Consider the following 20,922-nt stretch of genomic DNA (forward strand, 5'->3'; position numbering starts at 1 on the left):
TCTGTATTACTTGTGGTGTCGCTGTAATAATCTGAAAGACTCGCGATTCTGGCGGGTCTGCTCCCCCTCCCAAATGACGCGCCATTCATCCCCGGGCAACACGTGGCGTTTTCCAGGCTGGTCTTCAATCAGGTACAAATCACAGTCTGCCGGTTTTGCAGTCGCCTGGGTTTGCAGGCGTATCTTGGCATGATAGTGCAATAACTCCTCTTGCGAGCTGCCTATATTTTGCGCATAAATACATTGGTAATGCGTGGGCAAATGCTTGCGCAAGTCTTCAAACAGGGGCTGATAGGTGCGCGCCGCTTCTATCATCGGGAGCCAGAGACTCATGAATACGGTCCAGGCACAGGTCATGCCGATGGCCCAGTTCGTGGCGCTGGATCGGTTGGAGTGTTTGGAACGCAAGACAATGGACAACCAGATCAGGGTCACGGCTACCGCAATCGCACCGTAGAGCAGGCTGAATGGAATCATTTGCAGGCCGGACAGGTAGCTCAGACGCTGATACAGTTTGACGGGGGTGCCATTGAGCATGGCCCACCAACCCAGCCAGGCAATGGCAATTAACAGGCCAAACAAGATCAATCCAAACCAGTTTAAGGCACCCGCTGCGCCACGTTTGAGCGTTTCTATGCTGCCAGCTGCCAGCACGGTCAGCGGGACCAGCAAGGGCAAGGCATTCACTTCACTGCGGTCGCTATAAAAGCCGATCAGTACAAAGGCCACGGTAAAAAAGATCAGTCCCAATTGAAAGCGGTAGGTGCTCAGCACGCTCTGGCGAAAGCGCCAAACGCCCCACATGGCAAAAGGGAGTGCTGGCCAGGCATACCAGGCCAAGGTGCGGACAAAGTAAGCATGCTTTGTCGGGAGTTGCACTTGCCATTGCGATTGCCACCAGGTCTGCCAAAGTTCGGGAGCCCATTGCTGGCATAGCGAGCACCACAGCCAGATGCCAGGTACTGCAAGCAGCACGCCTGCCAGTAAGGCCTGGGATTGTGCACGATGTTGACGAATGGCAGGCAATAGCAGCAGGCAAACCGTCGTCCCGATAATGGTGAGTGCAGGCAATACGCCACCCGCCAGAAATGAGATCAGCAAGCCTGCTCCTAGCAAACCTGCAGCACGTAATGGCTTGCGGATGACGAGTGCCAGGGCGTAAAACGCCATGGTGATGCCACTCAAAGCCGCCACGGCCGGCATCATGGTGTGTGCGCTCACCACCAACCCCAGGCAACCTATGAAAATGAAATTGGTTTGTCTGCCAACACCAAAGTTCCACAGCTCCCGCCCACTCAAGCCCATCATGATCAGTGTCAGCAACATCCAGACACCAACACTCAGTCGGGCTGCATCATGTATAGGTAAAAATGGGGAGAGCAGATGCGCAAAACCAGTTGCGACCCAGTAAAACAAGGGCGGGGTTTCCAGGGCAGGGTGGCCTGCCGATACTGGCGCAATCCAGTAGCCTTCGGTCCAGCTTTGCATGGACAGGAACGGATGTTCAAACAGGCTTTGGACGATACTGGCCGTCTGCGACTCGAACGGCTTCCAGGGTGAATGCCCTATCAGGCCCACGCACAACCAGATGGCACAGAGCAGGATCAGCAAATGTGTTTTTGCCCGCTCACCGACCTTGGCGCGCGGGGTAGCCATGTTTTCTTGCCAGTCGTGGTCAATGTAAAACTGCATGGTGGAATACAGATCGCGAAGTAAACGCCCTTAACAAGAACAGATCATTCAGCTCAAGCTTAATGCCTATAGATTAAAACAAAAAAGGCAGCCATGCTGCCTTTCTGGACGATCTTCGCCGAAATTACATGCCGTATTTTTGGCGGAATTTCTCAACGCGACCAGCGGTGTCCACGATCTTCTGTTTACCAGTGTAGAACGGGTGGCACTGTGAACAGACTTCAATGTTCAAGTCTTTACCGTTAGTAGAACGGGTTTTAAATTTGTTGCCACAGCTACATGTGACGTTGATTTCCGGGTAATTTGGGTGAATATCAGCTTTCATGCTTTCTCTCTAATCTTAAGCAGTTGCAGTAAACGCGCGATTATCTATGAATTCTTCTGCTTTATCAAGCACAATCTCAAAAATATTTGTATCGTTGGCAGCATTAGCCGCGACGCATACTGTCAAAAAAGTCGTTGTTGCTCTTGGTGGCCTTGATTTTATCAAGCAAGAACTCCATCGCCTCGAGGTCGTCCATGGGGTAGAGCAATTTGCGCAATACCCAGATTTTCTGCAATACATCTTTATCCAGCAACAGCTCTTCGCGGCGGGTGCCCGACTTGTTGACGTTGATCGCCGGGTAAGTGCGCTTCTCGGCCATGCGTCTATCCAGATGGATTTCCATGTTGCCGGTGCCCTTGAATTCTTCGTAGATTACATCGTCCATGCGTGAGCCGGTATCAACCAGTGCCGTGGCAATGATGGTCAGCGAACCGCCTTCTTCGACGTTACGAGCCGCACCAAAGAAACGCTTGGGTTTTTGCAGGGCATTGGCGTCCACACCACCGGTCAAGACCTTGCCGGAAGACGGGATCACCGTATTGTACGCACGCGCCAAACGCGTGATGGAGTCGAGCAGGATGACGACATCTTTTTTGTGCTCAACCAGGCGTTTGGCTTTTTCCAGCACCATTTCAGCCACTTGTACGTGGCGGGTGGCCGGTTCGTCAAAGGTTGAAGCCACCACTTCGCCACGCACTGAGCGGGTCATCTCGGTCACTTCTTCCGGGCGCTCGTCGATCAGCAACACAATCAGAATACAGTCAGGATGGTTGGCCGTAATCGCGTGTGCAATATTTTGCAGCATGACTGTTTTACCGCTTTTCGGACTGGCGACCAGCAAGGCGCGCTGACCTTTACCAATAGGTGCAATCATGTCGATCACACGGCTGGTGATGTTCTCTTCACCGCGGATATCGCGTTCCAGCGTCAGTGGGATGGTCGGGAATAGCGGAGTCAGGTTCTCAAACAGAATCTTGTGTTTGGTATTCTCGGGCGCCTCGGCATTGACGCTGTCAACCTTGACCAGGGCAAAGTAACGTTCGCCTTCTTTAGGTGTGCGGATTTCACCTTGAATGCTATCACCTGTGTGCAGGTTGAAGCGGCGAATCTGTGAAGGGGAGACGTAAATGTCGTCGGGACCTGCCAGATAGGAGGTGTCGGGTGAGCGCAAAAAGCCAAATCCGTCAGGCAACACTTCCAGCGTGCCATCACCAAAAATGCTGTCGCCCTTTTTTGCCTTGTTTTTAAGGATGGCAAAAATGAGATCCTGCTTGCGCATACGGCTCGCATTTTCAATGTCGTTGGCGATCGCCATTTCGACCAGTTCGGTCACAGGAAGGTGTTTAAGGTCGGATAGGTGCATGAATAACTCGCAAGATTGAAAAACATCTGAGAGATTGAAAAGAAAACCCGGTTTCGCAGACGTTGAAACCGGGTAAAGAAGTTAGATGTTGCTGTCGATGAACGCGCTGAGCTGAGATTTGGACAAGGCGCCCACTTTGGTGGCTTCAACATTGCCGTTTTTGAATAACATCAGTGTGGGAATACCACGGATACCATATTTAGGCGGTGTGTTCTGGTTGTCATCAATGTTGAGCTTGGCAACTTTCAGGCGACCCGCATACTCTTTGCTGATCTCATCCAAAATCGGCGCAATCATCTTGCAAGGTCCGCACCATTCTGCCCAGTAATCAACCAGTACCGGAATCGTGGATTGCAATACTTCTTGTTCAAAGCTGGCGTCGCTTAAATGGGTAATGTTGTCGCTCATTATTGCCTCTTAAGATTGGTGAAGGATGTAAGTCAATAGTAGACAGGGTATCAACAGAAAAATTCTGAATGTGTTTGACTAAATATTGTTTAGGCTAAACGTTATTTGAATCAGTTGAATCAATTATTTTTGAATGAGTAATTTGCTGAAAACTGAAATTACTAAAAAGATTGCAGCTAGTATAGCAACAGTTTTCAAGCATAATCAAGTTTTTCCCTGCATTATTGTTTGTAAATGCGGCATATCTTCATTAAAAACAAGAGGGCTTGATGTTATTTAACATGTTGCGCATCGGATGGCTGAGTCTATGGCTATTATCAAACATGAGCGAGACCCTGGCGCAGGAGGTGACCCGGGACTGGGTGATGCAGGATATGGCTGGTCATAAACATCAGCTTTCCCAATACAAGGGGCGTTGGCTGGTGGTGAATTACTGGGCCCCCTGGTGTCCGCCCTGTCTTGAAGAAATGCCTGAACTGGTGACGTTTTATGATGCCCATGTTAATCAAAACGTGATGGTGCTCGGGGTGGCGGTCCAGTATGAGTCTGTGGCCTCAGTCAAGAAGTATGCCGATGATATGCTGATTTCTTATCCGGTGGTGCTCGGTGAGGCGCAAAAGCCGACGGCTCACAAGCCTGAAGTTTTGCCGACCACCTATATTTATGCGCCAGATGGCCGCTTGTATCAAGTTAAACGCGGCGCGTTGAGTCGCGCCTGGTTAGAGCAGTTACTCAAGGAATCCGCGTTTAATGTCCCCGTAAAGCCCTAGTCTAAATGTTGACTGCTTCGCCGGCTGGGTTGATCACGCTCAACTGGTTCTCTTTTGCAAACTGCATCAGCTGCTCAAAGCCAGCCGGATTCACGTCTTTAAGCTTCATATCCACAGACAGGCTGCGTACATTGTTGACCAGTTTCGGTTTCAAATAGGGCGAGTAGCGCAGCTTCTTGTCAACGCCAAAGCTGGCATAGGTGCTGCACATACGGTCTACCCAGTCGCTCGGGCGGAAAGGTTTCCCCGCCAGTGTGATGCCTTGAATAATAATTTCCTGAGTTTCCATGCGGATTCCTTAAAAAATACAAATTAATAGTCAGGGGTAAGCGTTATCAGTACGAGCACTGGGATGCATAAAAACCTCACAGAAGGACTGCAATGTTTGCGCATCGCGACTGATGCCGCCTATCCTTAGTTGGTATATTCAAAAACCTTGACCACCTTGCTCACGCCTTCGGTGCTTCTGGCGATTTCGACGGCATCATTGGCCTCTTTTTCAGAAACGATGCCCATCAGGTAAACCACACCGGCTTCGGTCACGACTTTAACGACATTGGCCGGAAACATATTTTCGCTGACAAAACGGGCTTTGACCTTGGTGGTGATGTAAGCATCATTGGTGCGGTCACTGATAGAAGAGGCAAAGCCTATGGTTAAGGCATTGTGTATGCTGCGTACGTTTGAGATTTCGCGAGTCAGCGTTTCAGCCTGGGCTTGTTGTCCGGCGTTAGGCACTTCGCCAGTCAGCAACACGATGCGGTTATAGCTGGTCACATTGATATGTGAGGCTTTATCCATATATTGCGACATGCGCTTCATCGTTTTGAGTTCAATATTCTCGTCTTCAACATAAATGCCTGAGGTGCGACGGTCTGCCGCCATTGAGCCACCGACTGCGGCACCGCCAACGACCGCCGGGAAGCAGCCTGTCAATTGCACGGTTAATAATACCAATGCGATCAGTGAGAGTTTTTTTGTCATGAGAATTCCTTGTGATGACTTAGGTGAAACAAACGGATGAGCTAATGTGACAGGCATTCAAGCATAAAATTCTACGCTTTTTATGTGTCGATTGCATTACGAATCCATTCTGGCGATTGGTAGCTGCTGTTGTCAAACAGAATGGCATCAAACCGGCATGGCGGCTGGCGGTCCAGGCTTTGCAGGTAATACTGCGCGGCGCGCAGCAGTTTTTGCTGCTTGTGATAATGAATACTGTCGGCCGCACTGGTAAATGCCCGGTTGCTGCGCAAGCGCACTTCTACAAACACCAGCGTGTTCTTTTCGTGCATGATGAGGTCAATTTCGCCATAGCGGCAGCTGTAATTTTGTGTCACCAAGGTAAGGCCCTGCTGTTGCAGAAAGCGCACGGCGGCTTGTTCCGCAGCCAATCCCTGATTGTTTTGATTCAGCTTCATAGGGTTCTCACCAGAATAATGCCTGCATTTGGGTTGTTGAATACGCAATGAAACAACTTAGCGAAATGCCTGCGATGGCATAAAATAGCGCGATGACAGAGTCAGGCACATTATATGTAGTTGCGACGCCTATCGGCAATCTGGGCGATATCACGCAGCGCGCAATCAGCACATTGCAGCTGGTGGATGCGATTGCCGCAGAAGATACCCGGCATACGGTCGGGTTGTTAAGGCACTTGGGCATCAGCAAGCCCTTACTGGCGGTGCATGAACACAACGAGCAGCAATCGGCACAAGGCTTGATCAAGCGCTTGCAGGCTGGGGAATCGATTGCCCTGGTGACCGACGCCGGTACGCCTGCTGTCAGTGATCCTGGTGCGCTGGTGGTGCAAGGGGTGAGGCAGGCAGGATTGGCGGTGGTGCCGATTCCGGGCGTGAGCGCCGTCATTACGGCATTGTCGGCCGCAGGCATCGTCCAGCCCGGTTTTTACTTTGAGGGTTTTTTGCCTGCCAGTGGCTCGCAGCGGCGCAAGCGGTTAGAGATATTGAAAACGCTGCCAACCACGCTGGTTTTTTATGAGGCGCCGCACCGTATTGTGGAGTGTGTCACTGACCTGGCTGCTGTGCTGGGTGGCCACCGTCAGCTGACGCTGGCGCGCGAGCTGACCAAGACCTTCGAGACCATACACACCTGTGGCTTGGCCGAAGCGGTCGCCTGGTTGCAGGCAGACCCCAACCAGCAACGTGGCGAGTTTGTCTTGCTGGTGCATGCTGATGTGCAGGAAAAAGCCGAGGGCCTGGATGACGAAACATTAAGGATACTGCAGCGCCTGTTACAGGAGTTGCCCCTCAAGCAGGCGGTGGCACTGGCAACTGATATCACTGGCCAGAAAAAAAATGAACTCTATGAAGCGGCGCTGGCGTTCAAGGCCGCCAATACTCATGAATAAAGGTATGAATGCATGACAACCAAAATTACCCTCACCCGTCCCGATGACTGGCATTTGCATCTCAGAGATGGCGAAGGCTTGAAAGCCGTATTGCCGGATACGGCTAAACAGTTTGCACGCGCCATCGTGATGCCTAACTTGCGGCCACCTGTGACCACCGCCGAGGCCGCGCTGGCTTACTATCAGCGCATTAAGCAAGCCTTGCCAGCCGGCATGGTGTTCGAGCCCTTGATGACGCTGTATCTCACAGATAATACGCCTGCCAGTGAAATTGCTGCGGCACGTCAATCTGGGGTGGTGCATGCGGTCAAACTGTATCCGGCGGGCGCGACGACCAACAGTGACTCAGGCGTGACCAGCCTGCAAAAATGTGCAGCCGCATTGGCCGAGATGGAAAAGCAGGGCATGCCCTTGCTGATACACGGTGAAGTCACCGATGGCGATGTCGATGTGTTTGACCGTGAAAAAGTATTTATCGAGCGCCATTTGCAACCGCTGCTCAAGGATTTTCCTGGCCTTAAAGTGGTGTTTGAGCATATCACCACGCAAGACGCCGCCGAGTTTGTGGCGGCCGGGCCAGCCAATCTGGCCGCCACCATCACCGCCCATCATTTGCTGATGAACCGCAACGCCATGTTTACTGGTGGTATCCGTCCGCATCATTACTGCCTGCCGGTGCTCAAGCGCGAAACGCATCGCGCCGCACTGGTCAAAGCCGCGACCTCCGGTTCGCCCAAATTCTTTTTGGGGACAGACAGCGCACCACATCCAAAATCTGCCAAAGAAGCTAGCTGTGGCTGCGCAGGCATGTATACCGCGCATGCGGCGATTGAGCTATACGCCGAAGCCTTTGAAGAGGCGGGCGCGCTGGATAAGCTCGAAGGTTTTGCCAGCTTTTATGGCCCGGATTTTTACCATCTGTCACGCAATACTACTCAGGTGACCTTGCACAAACAAAGCTGGCTGGTGCCTGAGAGCATTCCTTTTGCGGATGATGCGCTGGTGCCCTTGCGCGCCGGGCAGACTGTGGCATGGAAGCTGGTTTAAAGTTGCCAGTTGATCGGCGCTTGGCCCTGTGCAGCCAGATAGTCATTGATTTTGGAAAACTGGTGATTGCCAAAAAAGCCACGGTGCGCCGAGAGTGGTGAAGGGTGCACCGATTTTAAAACCAGATGTTTATTGGGGTCTATCATGGCCCCTTTCTTTTGTGCGTAGCTGCCCCACAGCACAAACACCAGGCCTGTCCGCTGTGCATTCAATGCAGCAATCGCCGCATCAGTAAACTGCTCCCAGCCACGGTTCTGGTGCGAACCGGCATTGGCCATTTGTACTGTCAGGGTGGCATTCAGTAACAGCACCCCTTGATCCGCCCAAGGTGTCAGGTCGCCACTCCCACTCATGCGCACCCCAAGATCGGCTTCAATCTCTTTAAAAATATTCATGAGTGATGGAGGAAGTGCGACGCCCGCAGGCACGGAGAAGCTTAGGCCATGGGCTTGCCCCGGCCCATGGTAAGGGTCCTGGCCGATAATCACCACGCGTACTTTATCGAAGGGCGTGTGATTAAAGGCATTAAAAATCAGGGGGCCTGGCGGGAAAATGGTTTTACCGGCCGCTTTTTCCTGTTGCAAAAAAGCCTTGAGCGAGTGCATATAAGGCTGATCGAATTCTGCGCCAAGCACGGCTTGCCAGGTCGGGTCCAGTTGGCCGGGTTTTTCTGTTGAGGTCATGAGCATTCAAGTCCAGGATAATTCCGCACATTATAGGGTGTTCGTTCAGGCATGGTAAAATAGTGGTGAAGCCAACCAGACAGTCGCCGCCTGTGCAAACAGGGGGAGGAAAGTCCGGGCTGCACAGAGCGGGATGACGGCTAACGGCCGTACGCTGAAAGCTGGCAACAGTATAAGGCGAGGAATAGGGCCACAGAGACGAGTAAGCCTCTTTAGTGAGGTGGATGTGAAACGCGGTAACCTCCATCTGCAGCAATATCAAATAGGCTGGCATTTTACGCAAGTAATAAGGCGTGGCTCGCGCTGCCAGCGGGTAGATAGCTTGAGCGTGTGAGTAATTGCACGCCTAGAGGAATGACTGTCAGCTACGCAAGTAGTTACAGAACCCGGCTTACCGGTTGGCTTTACTTTTTTATTTCGCGATCACTTTCCAAGTGGTCGCTTCCTTGGCCGTAGATCAGGCCGCCTCACCCATCTATCCCTCAATGAGTCATGTGCTTGGGGCTGTTAAAGCATGCTGGGCCTCGACGGGGCTCTTCCTGACGCAGATGAAGACGCTTAAATCAACAATATAGTAGAGTCTCTACAACGGCTTGATATTCCTTTTAGTTCTACGGGAAGGTATTCGCGGGCTGTCACAGTTGCGGTGATTGATTTTCGATCAGTCTGGCGTTTTGAAAAGACGTGTTAAGGGCAGTCTGGCAGGTAGCCTTTGAAGCTGTGCGTTCGCGAGACTTTCTTGTATAGTTTGCGTATTAATCAATAAAAACGGTGATGGATGATGGGGATGTTGAGTAGCTTGGGCAGGGGGATCATAGCGATCATCATCGCTGTGCTGTCCATTGGCTTGGTGCAGGCCTCTCCTCAATCGATAGAGGGTGTCTGGTCGCTAGTCCATGCCTATAAAGGCGGGCAAAGTCCCCAGCAGTTTCTCTCTGATCCACTGCGTCAAAAGTACGCGCCTGTTGCGACGGTGAGTCCGAGAGGCGGGCATTATCTTTATATTGCTTCGTTTGAAATCAAGACAAACAACGCGTATGTGGTTGATTTCAAAAATACCAGTACCATAGAGTATTTCCAGCATCAGGTGTATGACGAGCGAGGGCATGAGGTGGCGAAGCTGGAAGGGGGGATTGGCCGTCGAATTGAGAATCCCTTTTTCTTGAGGCATGGCCGCAGTGTCAATCTGGCACCAGGCAAATATGTCTTGGCCACGCAACTGATTTCTATCAATTATTTGGCGATTCCCGAGCCTTATTTAGATGATGAGGCCAGTTACATGCATGCCATCAAGCGTGGAAATGCGCTGACGCTGTTTGGTTTGGGGGTCTTTTGGGGGTTGGGCATCTACTATACGGTACTGGCGACTAGCCGTAATCGTAAAGTGGAAGCCATGTATGCCATTTTTATTGCGGGTAATTTTCTTTTTAACAGTGCCGCCCTGCTGGTCCTTTCCGACCTGTTTAATCTTCACTCCATCTATTGGGCTTCGATGCCTATCCTGTTTTCCAGTATTGCGTACATCCTGTTTGTGATGCATTTGCTGGAAATCAATCCGTATCAACACAAGCGACTCTATGCGGCGGGGCGGGTGATTTTGGTGGTGATGGTCTTGTTTTTGTTGTTGTCCATTGCTTTCCCCAATTGGGCATTGGAATTTTGCCGCTATGAAGTTGGGCTGTTTTTATGCTATGGGCTGGCTACGGCCATCAGGCAAAGCCAGCGTAAAAATGCCACTGCCAAACGCTATTTAATCGCGATTAGCCTGTTTTTTGTGTCGGGCATTATTACGATCAGCCTCAGCAAAATGCATCAACAGTTTGATTTGTATATCGAACATCTGGGCCTGGTGAGTGTGGCCATTGAGGTGGTATTGCTGGCGTTGGTGCTTTCTTTTCAATTTGCCCAATTGCATAAAGAAAAAGAAGAGGCATTAGAGGCGCTGGGCATGACGGAGAAAGTAGCCAATTCGGATGCTTTAACCAGCCTGCCTAATCGCTATGCGTTTGTAAAAGCGCTGGATCGGCTACCCATGCAGAGTAGCCTGACCTTTATTGATCTGGATGGACTTAAGTTTTATAACGATCATTACGGGCATGCACGTGGAGATGAGTTGCTGATCTGCTTTGCAAAAAAATATCAGCATTATTTAGGCAGTACGCTCATCTTGTATCGATTGGGTGGGGATGAGTTTGCCGTATTAAGTCACAAAGGTGAGGTGGTCGTTGTAGAGCAGGCGCTGCAAGAGGCGGTTGAAAATATGCGCCGTGAGGGGTTTGAGTTTTCCGGGGCCAGCGCAGGGTCCGCCTATTATTATGAGGTTGATAATATCTCTGAGTTTATGCGTTTGGCGGATATGCGCATGTACGAAAATAAGCGCGTGCGCAAAATACAATAACAAAACAAGAGCCGTAACATGGCAAGATCAGTTGCGCTAAGGATGCCATGTTCATCAGTGCGCAGCATTGGGGCAACACATTGTTAGTCAATCAAGGGGGAATTTATGTTTGCAGCTGCAACAACACGTTCTGCGCTGGTGATGACCATTTTGGCGATGATACTCATCCCATTGATCTCATCCTGGTTTGCTTATCCATCTACGCATCTTCCGCCTGGCTTCGGTATTTTTCCGCCGCAGTTTGTTGAAGACCCGCCTGGCTTTAATTTGATCGTGTTTGTTGTCATTGCTCTGCTCGAAGCCGCGGTCGCGATTTTTTTACTCTTCCCGCAATGGTTTGGCTTTAAGCCAGTCGCACCTTCTCCGCAGCCTGTCCAGCGCGCCCTGCCTTGGTGGTTTTGGGCCGGGATGGTGGTCACGCTGTTTTTCTGGTGGTTGATGTTGGCGCGTACGACTCCGTTTGGTGATCTGGTGTATTACGCGTTCACCCCCATGTGGTGGGGATTTATCTTTGTGCTCGATGGCCTGACATTTCGCTATGCGGGCGGCTACTCGCTGTTTGCCAGCCGCCCCAAGACATTTCTGATCAGTGCGGCTGTCTCGCTAGGCGGCTGGTATTTCTTTGAGTATTTTGATTATTTTGCCTTGGGTAACTGGTACTACCCCAATACAGATGATATTCCTGCATTAAGCCATGCCAAGATCGTATGGATTTTTCTGTTTGCGTATACCACTGTGTGGCCGGCAATTTTTGAGTGGTATACCTTGCTTAATGCGTTTCCAAAATTTGTCGCACGCTATGCACAAGGTCCAGCGCTCTCACTGCCGGCCAAGCCGATGTTATACCTGAGCTTTGTCTTGTTGGCTGCCGTGCCGTTCTGGCCATATCCATTATTTTGGGCCATGTGGATTGCGCCTTTAATCGGCATTAGCGCCATATTGATAATGCGTGGCATCTGGACGCCATTTACCGATGTCGCAAAAGGCAATTGGAGTCCAGTGCTATTAATGGCGCTGAGTGCAATCATTAACGGCTTGTTCTGGGAGGTGTGGAACTATGGTAGCGCGCATCCCGTATTGCCGGTCACCAACCCTAATTATTGGGTATACGACATCCCTTACGTGAATGTGATACATATTTATGTCGAAATGCCGCTACTGGGCTTTGCCGGGTATTTGCCGTTTGGGGTGCTCGCCTGGGTCATATTTCTCTGGGCGGGCAAGGTATTTGGATTTAACACTGACCTTCTTAAAAGCGGTCAGGGACATTAAGGGCTAGCGCCATTGTCCAGTGAACGTCATCTGGCAGGTTAAGCTGAACTCAGCTTAACCTGTGTCTGTTTACCACTGTTTGCTCAGCATCATGTGCAGGAAAAAACCGCCGTTATTCGCTTCGGTATTTTGTCCGAACACATTGCTATTGTAAGTCACGTCTTTGGGCAGCAACCATTCGATACCACTGGTGATTTTCCAGTTGGAATCAAGCTTGCGAGCCATGCCCAGCGTGATGTGTTGTTCTAGGGTCGCCGCCAGCAGCGCGCTGGAATTTTGCCTGGGTACCGGATTCTTACCATAGTTGTAACCTGCATATAGCGTCGTTTTGTCGTCGTAGCGATAGGCCGCGCCCAGGGCATAGACCAGTTGATCATGCCAGTTCTGCGGGTTGACCGTTCTCAGTTGACTCGCTGCTGATGAGTTGTCAGGATCTTGCCAGGTGGTGGTGACATCCTTAATGGCATCGCTCCATTGTATCCAGTTGATTTTGGCGGAGAGCAGCCAACGGTCATCCGGTTTGAATGCAGCACCAATTGCTACCTCGCGCGGCAGAGCAAAGCCCTTAATGCTCAAGTCACGATAACGGACCACCCCAGATGCGCCATTATTCACCAATGATGTCCCGCCAGTCAGTGGCAATTCTGTTTTTTCGGTGTAGCTAAAGCCCAGTGTCCATTGCTCATCCAGTCGATATTGCACGCCTACCTTAAACCCTGGGCGTATCGTATCTGCACCTTTGTTTTTAAACCCTGAAAATACGTTCGGGACAGAGGTGTTGTAAAAAAAACCTTGCTTGATGCTGGCGTAATTGATGCTCAGTACGGCGCCGACGGATAAACGGTCATTCACCTGGCAAGCCATGCCCGGCGTGATTTTGGCGATACCAAACAAAGAGTACATTTCGTCATTGGTGCCAAACGGCGTGTTGATATGCTTAAACACCGCCCCGGCCCCGCCTTGGGTAAAAAAGCCGATGCCCGCAGTACAGGGTAGATCCTCCAGTGCTTGTGCATATCCGCCACCAGCTAATAAGGTGTAACGATTATCTGCGTGTTGGTCGTTGCGCCCGTCAACCTGTTCGAGATGGGTGGTGCGCAGCACTGAGCCGTAAGCATCGAACTGCTTGCTTTTGATTTGCACCAGCCCGGCCGGGTTGGTATTCAGTGCGCTGGTATCCCGTGCCACAGCGGTATCCGCTCCGCCCATGAGGGTGGATTCAGCGCCGTAACCAATGAGCAGAATGCCATTGGTTGCCCGCACTGGCAGGCTCAGTGCCATTAAAAGAAGTGGGAGTAAACGGATTGTGCGGAATATCATCGGTGGCATGACTGGGGTCTAATTTTGGCTAGGGTCTAATTGATAAGTTAACTTTTTAACTATGTATTCGGACCCGCCAGTTATACCGCTTTTACAGCCTATTTGATTGGGCGATTAAACAGGGATGCATGGGCCAATTTTGCAAAAGCATATCTTTTTTAAGGAAGTTTTCCTATATGTTTATAGCGTTAATCATTGCTGAGTGGTCTGTTTGAGAGGGCCTTAGGCTAAATAAGCGCATGTCAGGCATTGTTAATGGTTTAGCGTCAGTCGTATTCTTTGGTTAGAGCCGCTGGTTTGTGTTCCCGTTGCCAGGCATCCAATAGGGCTTCCATTCTCTGCTGGTGGTAGCCACGCACCACCTCTCCTGCCACTAATAAGACGGGGACGCCGTTTGCCGCCAGCCGCTGGTATTGGCTGCGCGCTTCTTCTGAGGTTTCGATATTCATTTCCTTATAGTGAATGCCTTTCGTTGCCAGCAGTGCGCGCGTTTTTTCGCAATAGGGGCACCAGTCGGTGGCGTAGAGCACCACTTGCCCATGGCTAAAATCTGGTGGCGGGTTCAGGTAAAACCACCAGGTATGCCATTGCATGGCCAGCAAAATCGCTGTCCCTAAAATCAGGAAGTTTAAGCGTGGGGAAAGTTTCATCAAAAGAGTGTATGTGGGATGGCGGACATGCTTGCCTAGACCTATTTTTTGCCTAAAAAATCGCCAGAAAATACTGTTTTTTAATTATTCAATAATTTCAATGGGATAGCTATCCTTATTAAACAACTTTATGTATTAATTGCGCCAATGCGTTGATTTGAATTGCTTTGTTAAAATGCTCTAAGTCATTGTCTTTAAAAGAGATTTTTTCACCCAAAGTGCTTGCCAAGCACTTTTTTTTTATCTATAGTGTGCAAAAGGGTGATTTTGTGTTGAATTGTGGGAAATTATTCCTTTTTTCAACAAGAAATAGGGTTAAGGATCAAAATTGATGTTTCGCGGGGCGGTACAGTTGAGTTTGGATGCGAAGGGGCGGCTAAGTGTGCCGGCCAAGCATCGTGACGCCCTGACGGCCGGTGGGCAGGGGGAGGTTGTGCTGACTGCGCATCCTCACCGTTGCCTGATTTTGTATCCCAAAGCAGCTTGGGAGCCGATTGAGACCAAGCTGACCAGTTTGTCCAGTTTTAATCCTCAAACCAGTGGTATTCAGCGCATGATCGTCGGTCAGGCAGATGTGATGCATCTGGATTCTGCGGGCCGCTTGCTGGTGAATGCTGTACTGCGCAAATTTGCCAAGCTCGACAAGGAAGTGATGATGGTCGGGCAGGGTAGTCATTTTGAATTGTGGGATCTGGCCGCATGGGATCAGCAGCTGGAAAGCCTGATGGCGGCGGATCAATTACAGATTCCACAAGAACTCGAAGGATTCTCGCTATGACGCGGGGCGCGAAGTCAGCGCCCGCGTCCTTGACGGAAACGTCAGTGTCACCAGCCGCCGCCAGTCATATCACCGTGTTGTTGCATGAGGCGGTGGACGCCTTGAATGTGCGGGCGGATGGCGTGTATGTGGACGGGACGTTTGGCCGTGGCGGACATAGTCGCCGCATTCTTTCCCAGCTGGGTAGTGAAGGCCGTTTGATCGCGCTGGACCGTGATCTGGCGGCTGTTGCGCATGGGCAGGCGATTGCCGATGCGCGTTTTAGCATGGTGCATGCGCATTTTTCCTCCATGGCGGAGGTGCTTGAGTCGTTGGGTGTGCAGGCGGTGGATGGCATTTTGCTCGATCTGGGGATTTCGTCGCCACAGATTGATGAGGGTGAGCGTGGTTTCAGTTTCCGTTTTGACGGGCCGCTGGATATGCGTATGGATCAAAGCCGCGGCAAGACTGCGGCGCAGTGGCTGGCTGAAATGCCAGAAAAACAATTGGTGGAGGTGATTAAAGATTATGGTGAAGAACGGTTTGCTAAGCAGGTTGCAAGGGCGCTTGTTAAAGAGCGCGAAGATGGGCATGCCATCACCACTACAGGACAACTTGCCAAGATCGTGGCAGGCGCCATCCCCAAGAATGAGCCGGGCCAGAACCCTGCAACGCGCACATTTCAGGCTTTACGGATTTTCGTCAATCAAGAGCTTGAGGAACTCTCGCTAGTGTTGCCGGATTGCTTACGTTTGTTGCGCCCGCAAGGCCGTCTGGCGGTGATCAGCTTCCATTCGCTGGAAGATCGCATCGTCAAACGCTTTATTCAGTCGGAAGCCGATCGCGACAACCTGCCCGCAGGCTTGCCTGTACGCGCCAAAGACTTGCCACAGCCGCGCATGATGCCCGTGGGCAAGGCGATCAAGCCAAGCAAGGCTGAAGTGGCAGCAAATGTACGTTCACGCAGCGCGGTTTTGCGCGTGGCTGAACGCACCACGGTGCAGTAGTTAAATGATGCCATCGTTTGAACAAGGCTTAGACCAGTGATCCGGCTCAATTTGATTTTGTTTGCATTGACGATTGCGATGGCGCTGGGTGTGGTCACGGCCCAATACAAGGCGCGCAAACTGTATTTTGAGCTGGACCGGCAAGAAATGCTGACCAAACAGTACATGACCGAGTATGACCAGTTGCAAATTGAGCAGAGCACCTGGGCCATGCATTCGCGCCTGGAAGAGTTTGCGACCACCCGTTTGCATATGCACAGCCCGAGCATGCAGCAAACGCAGGTCATTCTGCTGGATGCGCCAGCGGCGCCCTGAGCAGGCGTGACGAGGATCAACAGTCATGTTGCTTAAGGAAAGCCAACACAAGCTGGTCAAGCTGCCGGCCTGGCGCAGAAGAACGCTGCTGGTCTTGCTGCTATTGAGTTTTGTCCTGTTGCTGGGGCGCGGGTTTTACCTGCAAACCTTGCATAAGGATTACCTGATTAAAAAGGGTGAGGCGTTTTCGCGGCGCAAAGTGGTGTTGATGCCACATCGCGGCAAGATTTATGACCGTAACTTCAAGCCATTGGCGATCAGCTTGCCAGTGGAGTCGGTATGGGCTAACCCGACCGACGTACAGTTTACGGCGGCACAGCTCAAGCAAATGGCGAAATTGCTCGAGATGCCGCCCAAAGAGCTGCAACAGAAGTTGCAGAAAAAGAAAAAAGAATTTGTGTATATCAAACGGAGAGTGGCGCCCGATGTGGCAAAACAGGTGATGGCGATGAAAGTGCCCGGCGTATTCAGTCAAAAAGAATACAAACGCTTCTACCCAGCGGCAGAAGTGGCGGCGCATATCGTCGGTTTCACGGGCGTGGATGACACAGGCGTAGAGGGCATGGAGCTCTATCGCAACAATGTTCTGTCTGGTACACCCGGCAAGCGTGACTTTGTGCGTGACCGCAAGGGCCATGTTGTCGAGGATCTGGTCGCGGTCAAACTGCCGCATGATGGTCAGGATCTGGTACTCAGCATAGACCGCACCGTGCAATATGTGGTGCACCGCGAGTTGTCGCGTGCGGTTGAAAAACACAAAGCCAAAGCGGCCGCAGCGGTGGTGCTGGATGCTAAAACCGGCGAGGTGCTGGCCTTGGTGAATATCCCGACCTATAACCCGAACAATCCGGTCAATGTCGCCAGCAAGCTGCGCAACTCGGCCATCGTCAATATTTTTGAACCGGGCTCGACCATGAAGCCGGTCACTGCGGCGGCAGCCATGGAGTTTGGTCCTTATCAGCCCGATACCAAAATCCAGACTGCCCCCGGCTTTTTGCGTATTGGGACCGCCACCATTCACGATGCACACCCGAATCAGGTATTGACGGTGTCACAGGTGATCCAGAAGTCCTCCAACGTTGGTTCGGCCAAAATGGCGCTCGATTTAAACCGCGAGCAATTGTGGAACACCTATGTGCAACTCGGCTTTGGCTCTCCGACCAAAATCGGGTTCCCGGGCGAGGCCTCTGGCAAGGTGCGTGATTACAAGACCTGGCGTCCGATTGAGCAGGCCACCATGTCTTACGGTCACGGCATCAGCGTGACCTTGTTGCAGTTGGCGCGTGCTTACACCGTATTTGCCAACGAGGGCGAATTGCTGCCGGTGACTCTGAATAAACTCTCCGAGCCACCTGTCGGGCGTCAGGTGTTTTCAGCCAAAGTGGCCAATTCGGTCAAGGATATGCTGGAGCTGGTCGTGCAGCCTGGCGGCACCGCGATCAAGGCGCAGGTGACCGGTTACCGCGTGGCGGGTAAAACCGGCACGGCGCACAAACTCGGTGACCATGGCTATGAGCACGACAAATATGTGGGTTCGTTTGTTGGCATGGTGCCCGCCTCTAATCCGCGCCTGATTATGGCGGTGATGATAGACGAACCGAGCAATGGCGAATACTACGGTGGTAGTGTGGCGGCGCCGGTGTTTAGCGCGGTGATGAATGATGTGTTGCGTATGCTGGTGATCCCGCAAGACGGCAATGCGCTGCCTGTGACGCCGCCTGCGGATGCGGCTGAAGTCAAGGAGGCGATGTGAGTAAATACATTATTCCCGCGCCCGTCCATGGCATCACGGCAGATAGCCGCAAGGTGGAAAAGCATGGCTTGTTCCTCGCTTATCCTGGTCAGCACAGCGATGGTCGCGATTACATCGCCGATGCCATTGCCAAAGGGGTGAATACTGTGATCTGGGATAGTGAGGGCTTTGACTGGAACCCTGACTGGCAAGTCCACAATATTGCGATTCCCGAGCTGAAATATCAGGTGGGCCATATCGCCAGCCAGTTTTACAAAAATCCATCCGAGCAATTGTGGTGTGTGGGTGTTACCGGTACTAACGGCAAAACCACGGTCACGCATTGGCTGGCGCAGGCTTACCGCTTTTTGCAGCGACAGTCTGCTGTGATTGGCACACTGGGCAATGGCGTACTCGAAGACTTGCAGCCCACGCAAAATACCACACCGGGCCCGGTAGAGTTGCAAAACATGCTGGCCAACTTTGTGCTGGACCAGGTGCAGATGGTGGCGATGGAAGTGTCTTCGCATGGCCTGGACCAGGGGCGTGTGAATGGGGTGGCCTTTGATGTGGCTGTATTCACCAACCTGACGCGTGATCATCTGGATTACCACCTGACCATGGAGGCTTATCAGGCTGCAAAACGCAAATTGTTTGACTGGCAGAGCCTGTCAGCCGCGGTCATCAATCTGGATGATGCCTTTGGTGCCAGCCTGATTGCCGAACTGCGCAAGCAGGGCAAAACCGTGATCAGTTATGGTTTGCAACCAGAGGCAGATATTTGTGCCACGGCCGTGACCATGCATGCCACCGGTTTTGAAATCAAGGTGCGTACACCGCATGGCATTGGCGAAGTGCAATTGCACGCGCTGGGCCAATTCAATGTGTATAACGCATTGGCGGTACTGGGCAGCCTGCTGGCCAACCAGGTAGCCTTGCCTGCCGCCTTGCAGGCTGTGTCGGGACTGGTGCCGGTGGCTGGCCGCATGCAGATGTTTGGGGGTGGCGACCTGCCGCTGGTGGTGGTGGATTATGCCCATACGCCGGACGCGCTGGAGAAAGCGCTGCATACCTTGCGCATGCAAACCCGCGGCAAGCTGACTTGTGTATTTGGCTGTGGCGGTGACCGTGACAGTGGTAAGCGCAGTGAAATGGGGCGCATTGCTGATGAATTGGCCGATCTGGTGTTGATGACCAATGACAATCCGCGCAGTGAGAATCCCTACGCCATTATTGCGGCGATTGCCGAGGGTATGCGCCGTGAAGCCGCGGTCGAGACTGACCGTGCCAAGGCGATTGCATTGGCGGTCAGCCAGGCGGGCAAAGGCGACGTGGTGTTGGTGGCTGGCAAGGGGCATGAAGACTATCAGGAAATCCAGGGTATCCGCTATCCGTTCAGTGATGCGGAGTGGGTGCAAAGCGCATTGAAGAAAAAGGTGAACGCATGATTGCGCTGAAAACCATCGCCGAGGTATTGCAAGGCACTTTGCTGGGCAACGACGTCACAGTGACTTCGGTAGATACTGACAGTCGCCGCGTACTACCCGGGCAATTGTTTGTGGCCTTGCCGGGTGAGAAATTTGACGGCCATGACTTTTTGCCGCAAGTGGCTGCGCAAGGCGCGGTGGCAGCGCTGATCAGCAAGCCCGTAGAGACCGATTTGCCTGCCGTGCTGGTGAAAGACACCCGCCTGGCGTTAGGCCAGCTGGCCAGCTGGTGGCGCCAGCAATTGGCATTGCCACTGATTGCGGTCACTGGCAGTAACGGCAAAACCACCACCAAAGAAATGATTGCCGCGATTATGCAAGTGCATGTCGGCGGCACCGATCTGGTGTTGGCCACGGCCGGTAACTTTAATAACGATATCGGCATGCCGCTGACCCTGTTGCGTTTGCGCGCAACGCACCGGTGCGCCGTGATCGAGATGGGCATGAATCATCTCGGTGAGATTGATTACCTGACGCGTCTGGCGCGGCCAAATGTGGCGGTCATCAATAATGCAGGCACTGCGCACATTGGAGAACTGGGGTCGCGGGAAAACATTGCCAAGGCCAAGGGCGAAATTTTTGCCGGATTGGCTGTGGACGGGGTCGCCGTGATCAATGCCGATAGCGACTTTGCCGATTACTGGCGCGGCTTGAATCCTGCGCGCCGGGTGTTGAGTTTTGGCATGCAGCAGGCCGCCGATGTGCAGGGTGAAATGCTGGATGGTGACAGTCAGTTCAAGCTTAGCTTTCAAGATGAGTCTGTCGAGGTCACGCTGGCCGTGCCAGGTGCTCACAACGTGATGAACGCACTTGCCGCTGCTGCGAGCTGTCTGGCCGCGGGTGTCAGCCTGACCGAAGTGGCGCAAGGCTTGGCCCGGTTTGCAGGCGTCAAGGGCCGTTTGCAACAAAAAACCGCGGCCTGTGGTGCGCGCCTGATTGATGACACTTATAACGCGAATCCGGATTCGATGAAGGCGGCGCTCGATGTGCTCAGCAGCCTGGGCGAGAATACCGTGTTCGTCATGGGCGACATGGGCGAACTTGGCGCGGATGCTGAGGCCATGCACGCACAGATTGGCCGCTATGCCAAAGACCGGGGCATACGTCAGTTTTATGCACTGGGCACCCTGACTAAAGCCGCTGCGCAGGCGTTTGGGCCGCAGGCACAACATTTTGAGTCACTGCCCAGCCTGGTCGAGGCCTTAAATCAGGCGGTGACTGCGCAAGACATCGTATTGGTCAAAGGGTCACGCTTCATGCAAATGGAGCGCGTGGTACAGGCGTTGGTTGAGGCGCAAGCCACTGAACAGGTGGGGAAATAGGGA

Annotated in this window: 21 protein-coding genes and 1 other RNA gene; 12 read left to right on the plus strand and 10 right to left on the minus strand. The window is 52.3% G+C overall.

What is annotated here, in order from left to right; all coding sequences use genetic code 11:
• Nucleotides 1-6: 6 nt before the first annotated feature.
• The 4 genes from ACFQ1T_RS00945 to trxA form a co-directional block, all read right to left on the minus strand.
• On the minus strand, nucleotides 7-1,692 hold the full coding sequence (locus ACFQ1T_RS00945; RefSeq protein WP_379073424.1) for an ArnT family glycosyltransferase: 1,686 nt from the start codon (nucleotides 1,690-1,692) through the stop codon (nucleotides 7-9).
• A gap of 124 nt (nucleotides 1,693-1,816) precedes the next feature.
• Nucleotides 1,817-2,017: a 50S ribosomal protein L31 gene (gene rpmE, locus ACFQ1T_RS00950; RefSeq protein ID WP_018987393.1), complete on the minus strand. Its 201-nt coding sequence runs from the start codon at nucleotides 2,015-2,017 to the stop codon at nucleotides 1,817-1,819.
• Between the two features lie 103 nt (nucleotides 2,018-2,120).
• The gene (gene rho, locus ACFQ1T_RS00955) at nucleotides 2,121-3,380 is read right to left on the minus strand and encodes a transcription termination factor Rho (RefSeq protein WP_194749173.1); all 1,260 of its coding nucleotides are present in this window, start codon (nucleotides 3,378-3,380) and stop codon (nucleotides 2,121-2,123) included.
• An 81-nt stretch (nucleotides 3,381-3,461) separates the two neighbouring features.
• On the minus strand, nucleotides 3,462-3,788 hold the full coding sequence (gene trxA / locus ACFQ1T_RS00960) for a thioredoxin TrxA (protein WP_194749174.1): 327 nt from the start codon (nucleotides 3,786-3,788) through the stop codon (nucleotides 3,462-3,464).
• 323 nt (nucleotides 3,789-4,111) lie between these two features.
• Here trxA and ACFQ1T_RS00965 point away from each other — a divergent pair, with 323 nt between their 5' ends.
• Nucleotides 4,112-4,558: a TlpA family protein disulfide reductase gene (locus ACFQ1T_RS00965; RefSeq protein WP_379073425.1), complete on the plus strand. Its 447-nt coding sequence runs from the start codon at nucleotides 4,112-4,114 to the stop codon at nucleotides 4,556-4,558.
• A 1-nt stretch (nucleotide 4,559) separates the two neighbouring features.
• On the opposite strand, the gene ACFQ1T_RS00970 is transcribed toward ACFQ1T_RS00965, so the two are convergent.
• The 3 genes from ACFQ1T_RS00970 to ACFQ1T_RS00980 form a co-directional block, all read right to left on the minus strand.
• On the minus strand, nucleotides 4,560-4,847 hold the full coding sequence (locus ACFQ1T_RS00970) for a DUF3579 domain-containing protein (RefSeq protein ID WP_194749175.1): 288 nt from the start codon (nucleotides 4,845-4,847) through the stop codon (nucleotides 4,560-4,562).
• Between the two features lie 125 nt (nucleotides 4,848-4,972).
• On the minus strand, nucleotides 4,973-5,542 hold the full coding sequence (locus tag ACFQ1T_RS00975; RefSeq protein WP_379073426.1) for a BON domain-containing protein: 570 nt from the start codon (nucleotides 5,540-5,542) through the stop codon (nucleotides 4,973-4,975).
• A gap of 80 nt (nucleotides 5,543-5,622) precedes the next feature.
• Entirely contained in the window at nucleotides 5,623-5,979 is a 357-nt protein-coding gene (locus ACFQ1T_RS00980) for a YraN family protein (RefSeq protein WP_379073427.1), read from the minus strand.
• Between the two features lie 92 nt (nucleotides 5,980-6,071).
• Here ACFQ1T_RS00980 and rsmI point away from each other — a divergent pair, with 92 nt between their 5' ends.
• Both rsmI and pyrC read left to right on the plus strand, forming a co-directional pair.
• A complete protein-coding gene (gene rsmI, locus ACFQ1T_RS00985) occupies nucleotides 6,072-6,929 on the plus strand; it encodes a 16S rRNA (cytidine(1402)-2'-O)-methyltransferase (protein ID WP_379073428.1) in 858 nt (285 codons plus the stop codon).
• A gap of 12 nt (nucleotides 6,930-6,941) precedes the next feature.
• A complete protein-coding gene (gene pyrC, locus ACFQ1T_RS00990) occupies nucleotides 6,942-7,976 on the plus strand; it encodes a dihydroorotase (protein ID WP_194749179.1) in 1,035 nt (344 codons plus the stop codon).
• On the opposite strand, the gene ung is transcribed toward pyrC, so the two are convergent.
• On the minus strand, nucleotides 7,973-8,665 hold the full coding sequence (gene ung, locus ACFQ1T_RS00995) for a uracil-DNA glycosylase (RefSeq protein WP_379073429.1): 693 nt from the start codon (nucleotides 8,663-8,665) through the stop codon (nucleotides 7,973-7,975). The genes pyrC and ung overlap by 4 nt on opposite strands.
• 61 nt (nucleotides 8,666-8,726) lie before the next feature.
• Here ung and rnpB point away from each other — a divergent pair.
• The 3 genes from rnpB to ACFQ1T_RS01010 all read left to right on the plus strand — a co-directional run bounded on the left by rnpB (nucleotide 8,727) and on the right by ACFQ1T_RS01010 (nucleotide 12,329).
• Nucleotides 8,727-9,069, plus strand: an RNA gene (gene rnpB, locus ACFQ1T_RS01000) — RNase P RNA component class A.
• Nucleotides 9,070-9,446: 377 nt separating this feature from the next.
• On the plus strand, nucleotides 9,447-11,057 hold the full coding sequence (locus ACFQ1T_RS01005) for a sensor domain-containing diguanylate cyclase (protein ID WP_379073430.1): 1,611 nt from the start codon (nucleotides 9,447-9,449) through the stop codon (nucleotides 11,055-11,057).
• 105 nt (nucleotides 11,058-11,162) lie between these two features.
• On the plus strand, nucleotides 11,163-12,329 hold the full coding sequence (locus ACFQ1T_RS01010) for a mechanosensitive ion channel protein MscS (RefSeq protein WP_379073431.1): 1,167 nt from the start codon (nucleotides 11,163-11,165) through the stop codon (nucleotides 12,327-12,329).
• 69 nt (nucleotides 12,330-12,398) lie between these two features.
• Here the strand turns inward: ACFQ1T_RS01010 and ACFQ1T_RS01015 are convergent, their stop codons facing one another.
• Entirely contained in the window at nucleotides 12,399-13,610 is a 1,212-nt protein-coding gene (locus ACFQ1T_RS01015) for an OmpP1/FadL family transporter (protein ID WP_379073432.1), read from the minus strand.
• A gap of 305 nt (nucleotides 13,611-13,915) precedes the next feature.
• The gene (locus tag ACFQ1T_RS01020; RefSeq protein ID WP_379073433.1) at nucleotides 13,916-14,299 is read right to left on the minus strand and encodes a glutaredoxin family protein; all 384 of its coding nucleotides are present in this window, start codon (nucleotides 14,297-14,299) and stop codon (nucleotides 13,916-13,918) included.
• 331 nt (nucleotides 14,300-14,630) lie between these two features.
• Here ACFQ1T_RS01020 and mraZ point away from each other — a divergent pair, with 331 nt between their 5' ends.
• From mraZ to ACFQ1T_RS01050, 6 genes are read left to right on the plus strand one after another with little or no spacing between them, the layout of a single operon-like run.
• Nucleotides 14,631-15,077, plus strand: a complete 447-nt coding sequence (gene mraZ / locus ACFQ1T_RS01025; RefSeq protein ID WP_275356553.1) for a division/cell wall cluster transcriptional repressor MraZ — start codon at nucleotides 14,631-14,633, stop codon at nucleotides 15,075-15,077.
• On the plus strand, nucleotides 15,074-16,063 hold the full coding sequence (rsmH, locus tag ACFQ1T_RS01030) for a 16S rRNA (cytosine(1402)-N(4))-methyltransferase RsmH (protein ID WP_379073434.1): 990 nt from the start codon (nucleotides 15,074-15,076) through the stop codon (nucleotides 16,061-16,063). Before mraZ ends, rsmH begins: the two co-directional genes overlap by 4 nt.
• Nucleotides 16,064-16,099: 36 nt before the next feature.
• On the plus strand, nucleotides 16,100-16,378 hold the full coding sequence (ftsL, locus tag ACFQ1T_RS01035) for a cell division protein FtsL (RefSeq protein ID WP_194749185.1): 279 nt from the start codon (nucleotides 16,100-16,102) through the stop codon (nucleotides 16,376-16,378).
• A gap of 25 nt (nucleotides 16,379-16,403) precedes the next feature.
• Nucleotides 16,404-18,131: a peptidoglycan D,D-transpeptidase FtsI family protein gene (locus ACFQ1T_RS01040; protein WP_194749186.1), complete on the plus strand. Its 1,728-nt coding sequence runs from the start codon at nucleotides 16,404-16,406 to the stop codon at nucleotides 18,129-18,131.
• Nucleotides 18,128-19,558, plus strand: coding sequence for a UDP-N-acetylmuramoyl-L-alanyl-D-glutamate--2,6-diaminopimelate ligase (locus ACFQ1T_RS01045; protein WP_379073435.1), 1,431 nt, complete (start codon nucleotides 18,128-18,130; stop codon nucleotides 19,556-19,558). The genes ACFQ1T_RS01040 and ACFQ1T_RS01045 overlap by 4 nt, the downstream gene beginning before the upstream one ends.
• The gene (locus ACFQ1T_RS01050; RefSeq protein WP_379073436.1) at nucleotides 19,555-20,919 is read left to right on the plus strand and encodes a UDP-N-acetylmuramoyl-tripeptide--D-alanyl-D-alanine ligase; all 1,365 of its coding nucleotides are present in this window, start codon (nucleotides 19,555-19,557) and stop codon (nucleotides 20,917-20,919) included. The genes ACFQ1T_RS01045 and ACFQ1T_RS01050 overlap by 4 nt, the downstream gene beginning before the upstream one ends.
• Nucleotides 20,920-20,922: the final 3 nt, after the last annotated feature.

Source organism: Methylophilus glucosoxydans, from assembly GCF_042676145.1.
Classification (GTDB): Bacteria; Pseudomonadota; Gammaproteobacteria; order Burkholderiales; family Methylophilaceae; genus Methylophilus; species Methylophilus glucosoxydans.

What these genes read in the sequence shown, in the direction of transcription:
- ACFQ1T_RS00945 (WP_379073424.1), bottom strand. Translation starts at nt 1,692, where the DNA reads ATGCAGTTTTACATTGACCACGACTGGCAAGAAAACATGGCTACCCCG.
- rpmE (WP_018987393.1), bottom strand. Translation starts at nt 2,017, where the DNA reads ATGAAAGCTGATATTCACCCAAATTACCCGGAAATCAACGTCACATGT.
- rho (WP_194749173.1), bottom strand. Translation starts at nt 3,380, where the DNA reads ATGCACCTATCCGACCTTAAACACCTTCCTGTGACCGAACTGGTCGAA.
- trxA (WP_194749174.1), bottom strand. Translation starts at nt 3,788, where the DNA reads ATGAGCGACAACATTACCCATTTAAGCGACGCCAGCTTTGAACAAGAA.
- ACFQ1T_RS00965 (WP_379073425.1), top strand. Translation starts at nt 4,112, where the DNA reads ATGAGCGAGACCCTGGCGCAGGAGGTGACCCGGGACTGGGTGATGCAG.
- ACFQ1T_RS00970 (WP_194749175.1), bottom strand. Translation starts at nt 4,847, where the DNA reads ATGGAAACTCAGGAAATTATTATTCAAGGCATCACACTGGCGGGGAAA.
- ACFQ1T_RS00975 (WP_379073426.1), bottom strand. Translation starts at nt 5,542, where the DNA reads ATGACAAAAAAACTCTCACTGATCGCATTGGTATTATTAACCGTGCAA.
- ACFQ1T_RS00980 (WP_379073427.1), bottom strand. Translation starts at nt 5,979, where the DNA reads ATGAAGCTGAATCAAAACAATCAGGGATTGGCTGCGGAACAAGCCGCC.
- rsmI (WP_379073428.1), top strand. Translation starts at nt 6,072, where the DNA reads ATGACAGAGTCAGGCACATTATATGTAGTTGCGACGCCTATCGGCAAT.
- pyrC (WP_194749179.1), top strand. Translation starts at nt 6,942, where the DNA reads ATGACAACCAAAATTACCCTCACCCGTCCCGATGACTGGCATTTGCAT.
- ung (WP_379073429.1), bottom strand. Translation starts at nt 8,665, where the DNA reads ATGCTCATGACCTCAACAGAAAAACCCGGCCAACTGGACCCGACCTGG.
- ACFQ1T_RS01005 (WP_379073430.1), top strand. Translation starts at nt 9,447, where the DNA reads ATGTTGAGTAGCTTGGGCAGGGGGATCATAGCGATCATCATCGCTGTG.
- ACFQ1T_RS01010 (WP_379073431.1), top strand. Translation starts at nt 11,163, where the DNA reads ATGTTTGCAGCTGCAACAACACGTTCTGCGCTGGTGATGACCATTTTG.
- ACFQ1T_RS01015 (WP_379073432.1), bottom strand. Translation starts at nt 13,610, where the DNA reads ATGGCACTGAGCCTGCCAGTGCGGGCAACCAATGGCATTCTGCTCATT.
- ACFQ1T_RS01020 (WP_379073433.1), bottom strand. Translation starts at nt 14,299, where the DNA reads ATGAAACTTTCCCCACGCTTAAACTTCCTGATTTTAGGGACAGCGATT.
- mraZ (WP_275356553.1), top strand. Translation starts at nt 14,631, where the DNA reads ATGTTTCGCGGGGCGGTACAGTTGAGTTTGGATGCGAAGGGGCGGCTA.
- rsmH (WP_379073434.1), top strand. Translation starts at nt 15,074, where the DNA reads ATGACGCGGGGCGCGAAGTCAGCGCCCGCGTCCTTGACGGAAACGTCA.
- ACFQ1T_RS01040 (WP_194749186.1), top strand. Translation starts at nt 16,404, where the DNA reads ATGTTGCTTAAGGAAAGCCAACACAAGCTGGTCAAGCTGCCGGCCTGG.
- ACFQ1T_RS01050 (WP_379073436.1), top strand. Translation starts at nt 19,555, where the DNA reads ATGATTGCGCTGAAAACCATCGCCGAGGTATTGCAAGGCACTTTGCTG.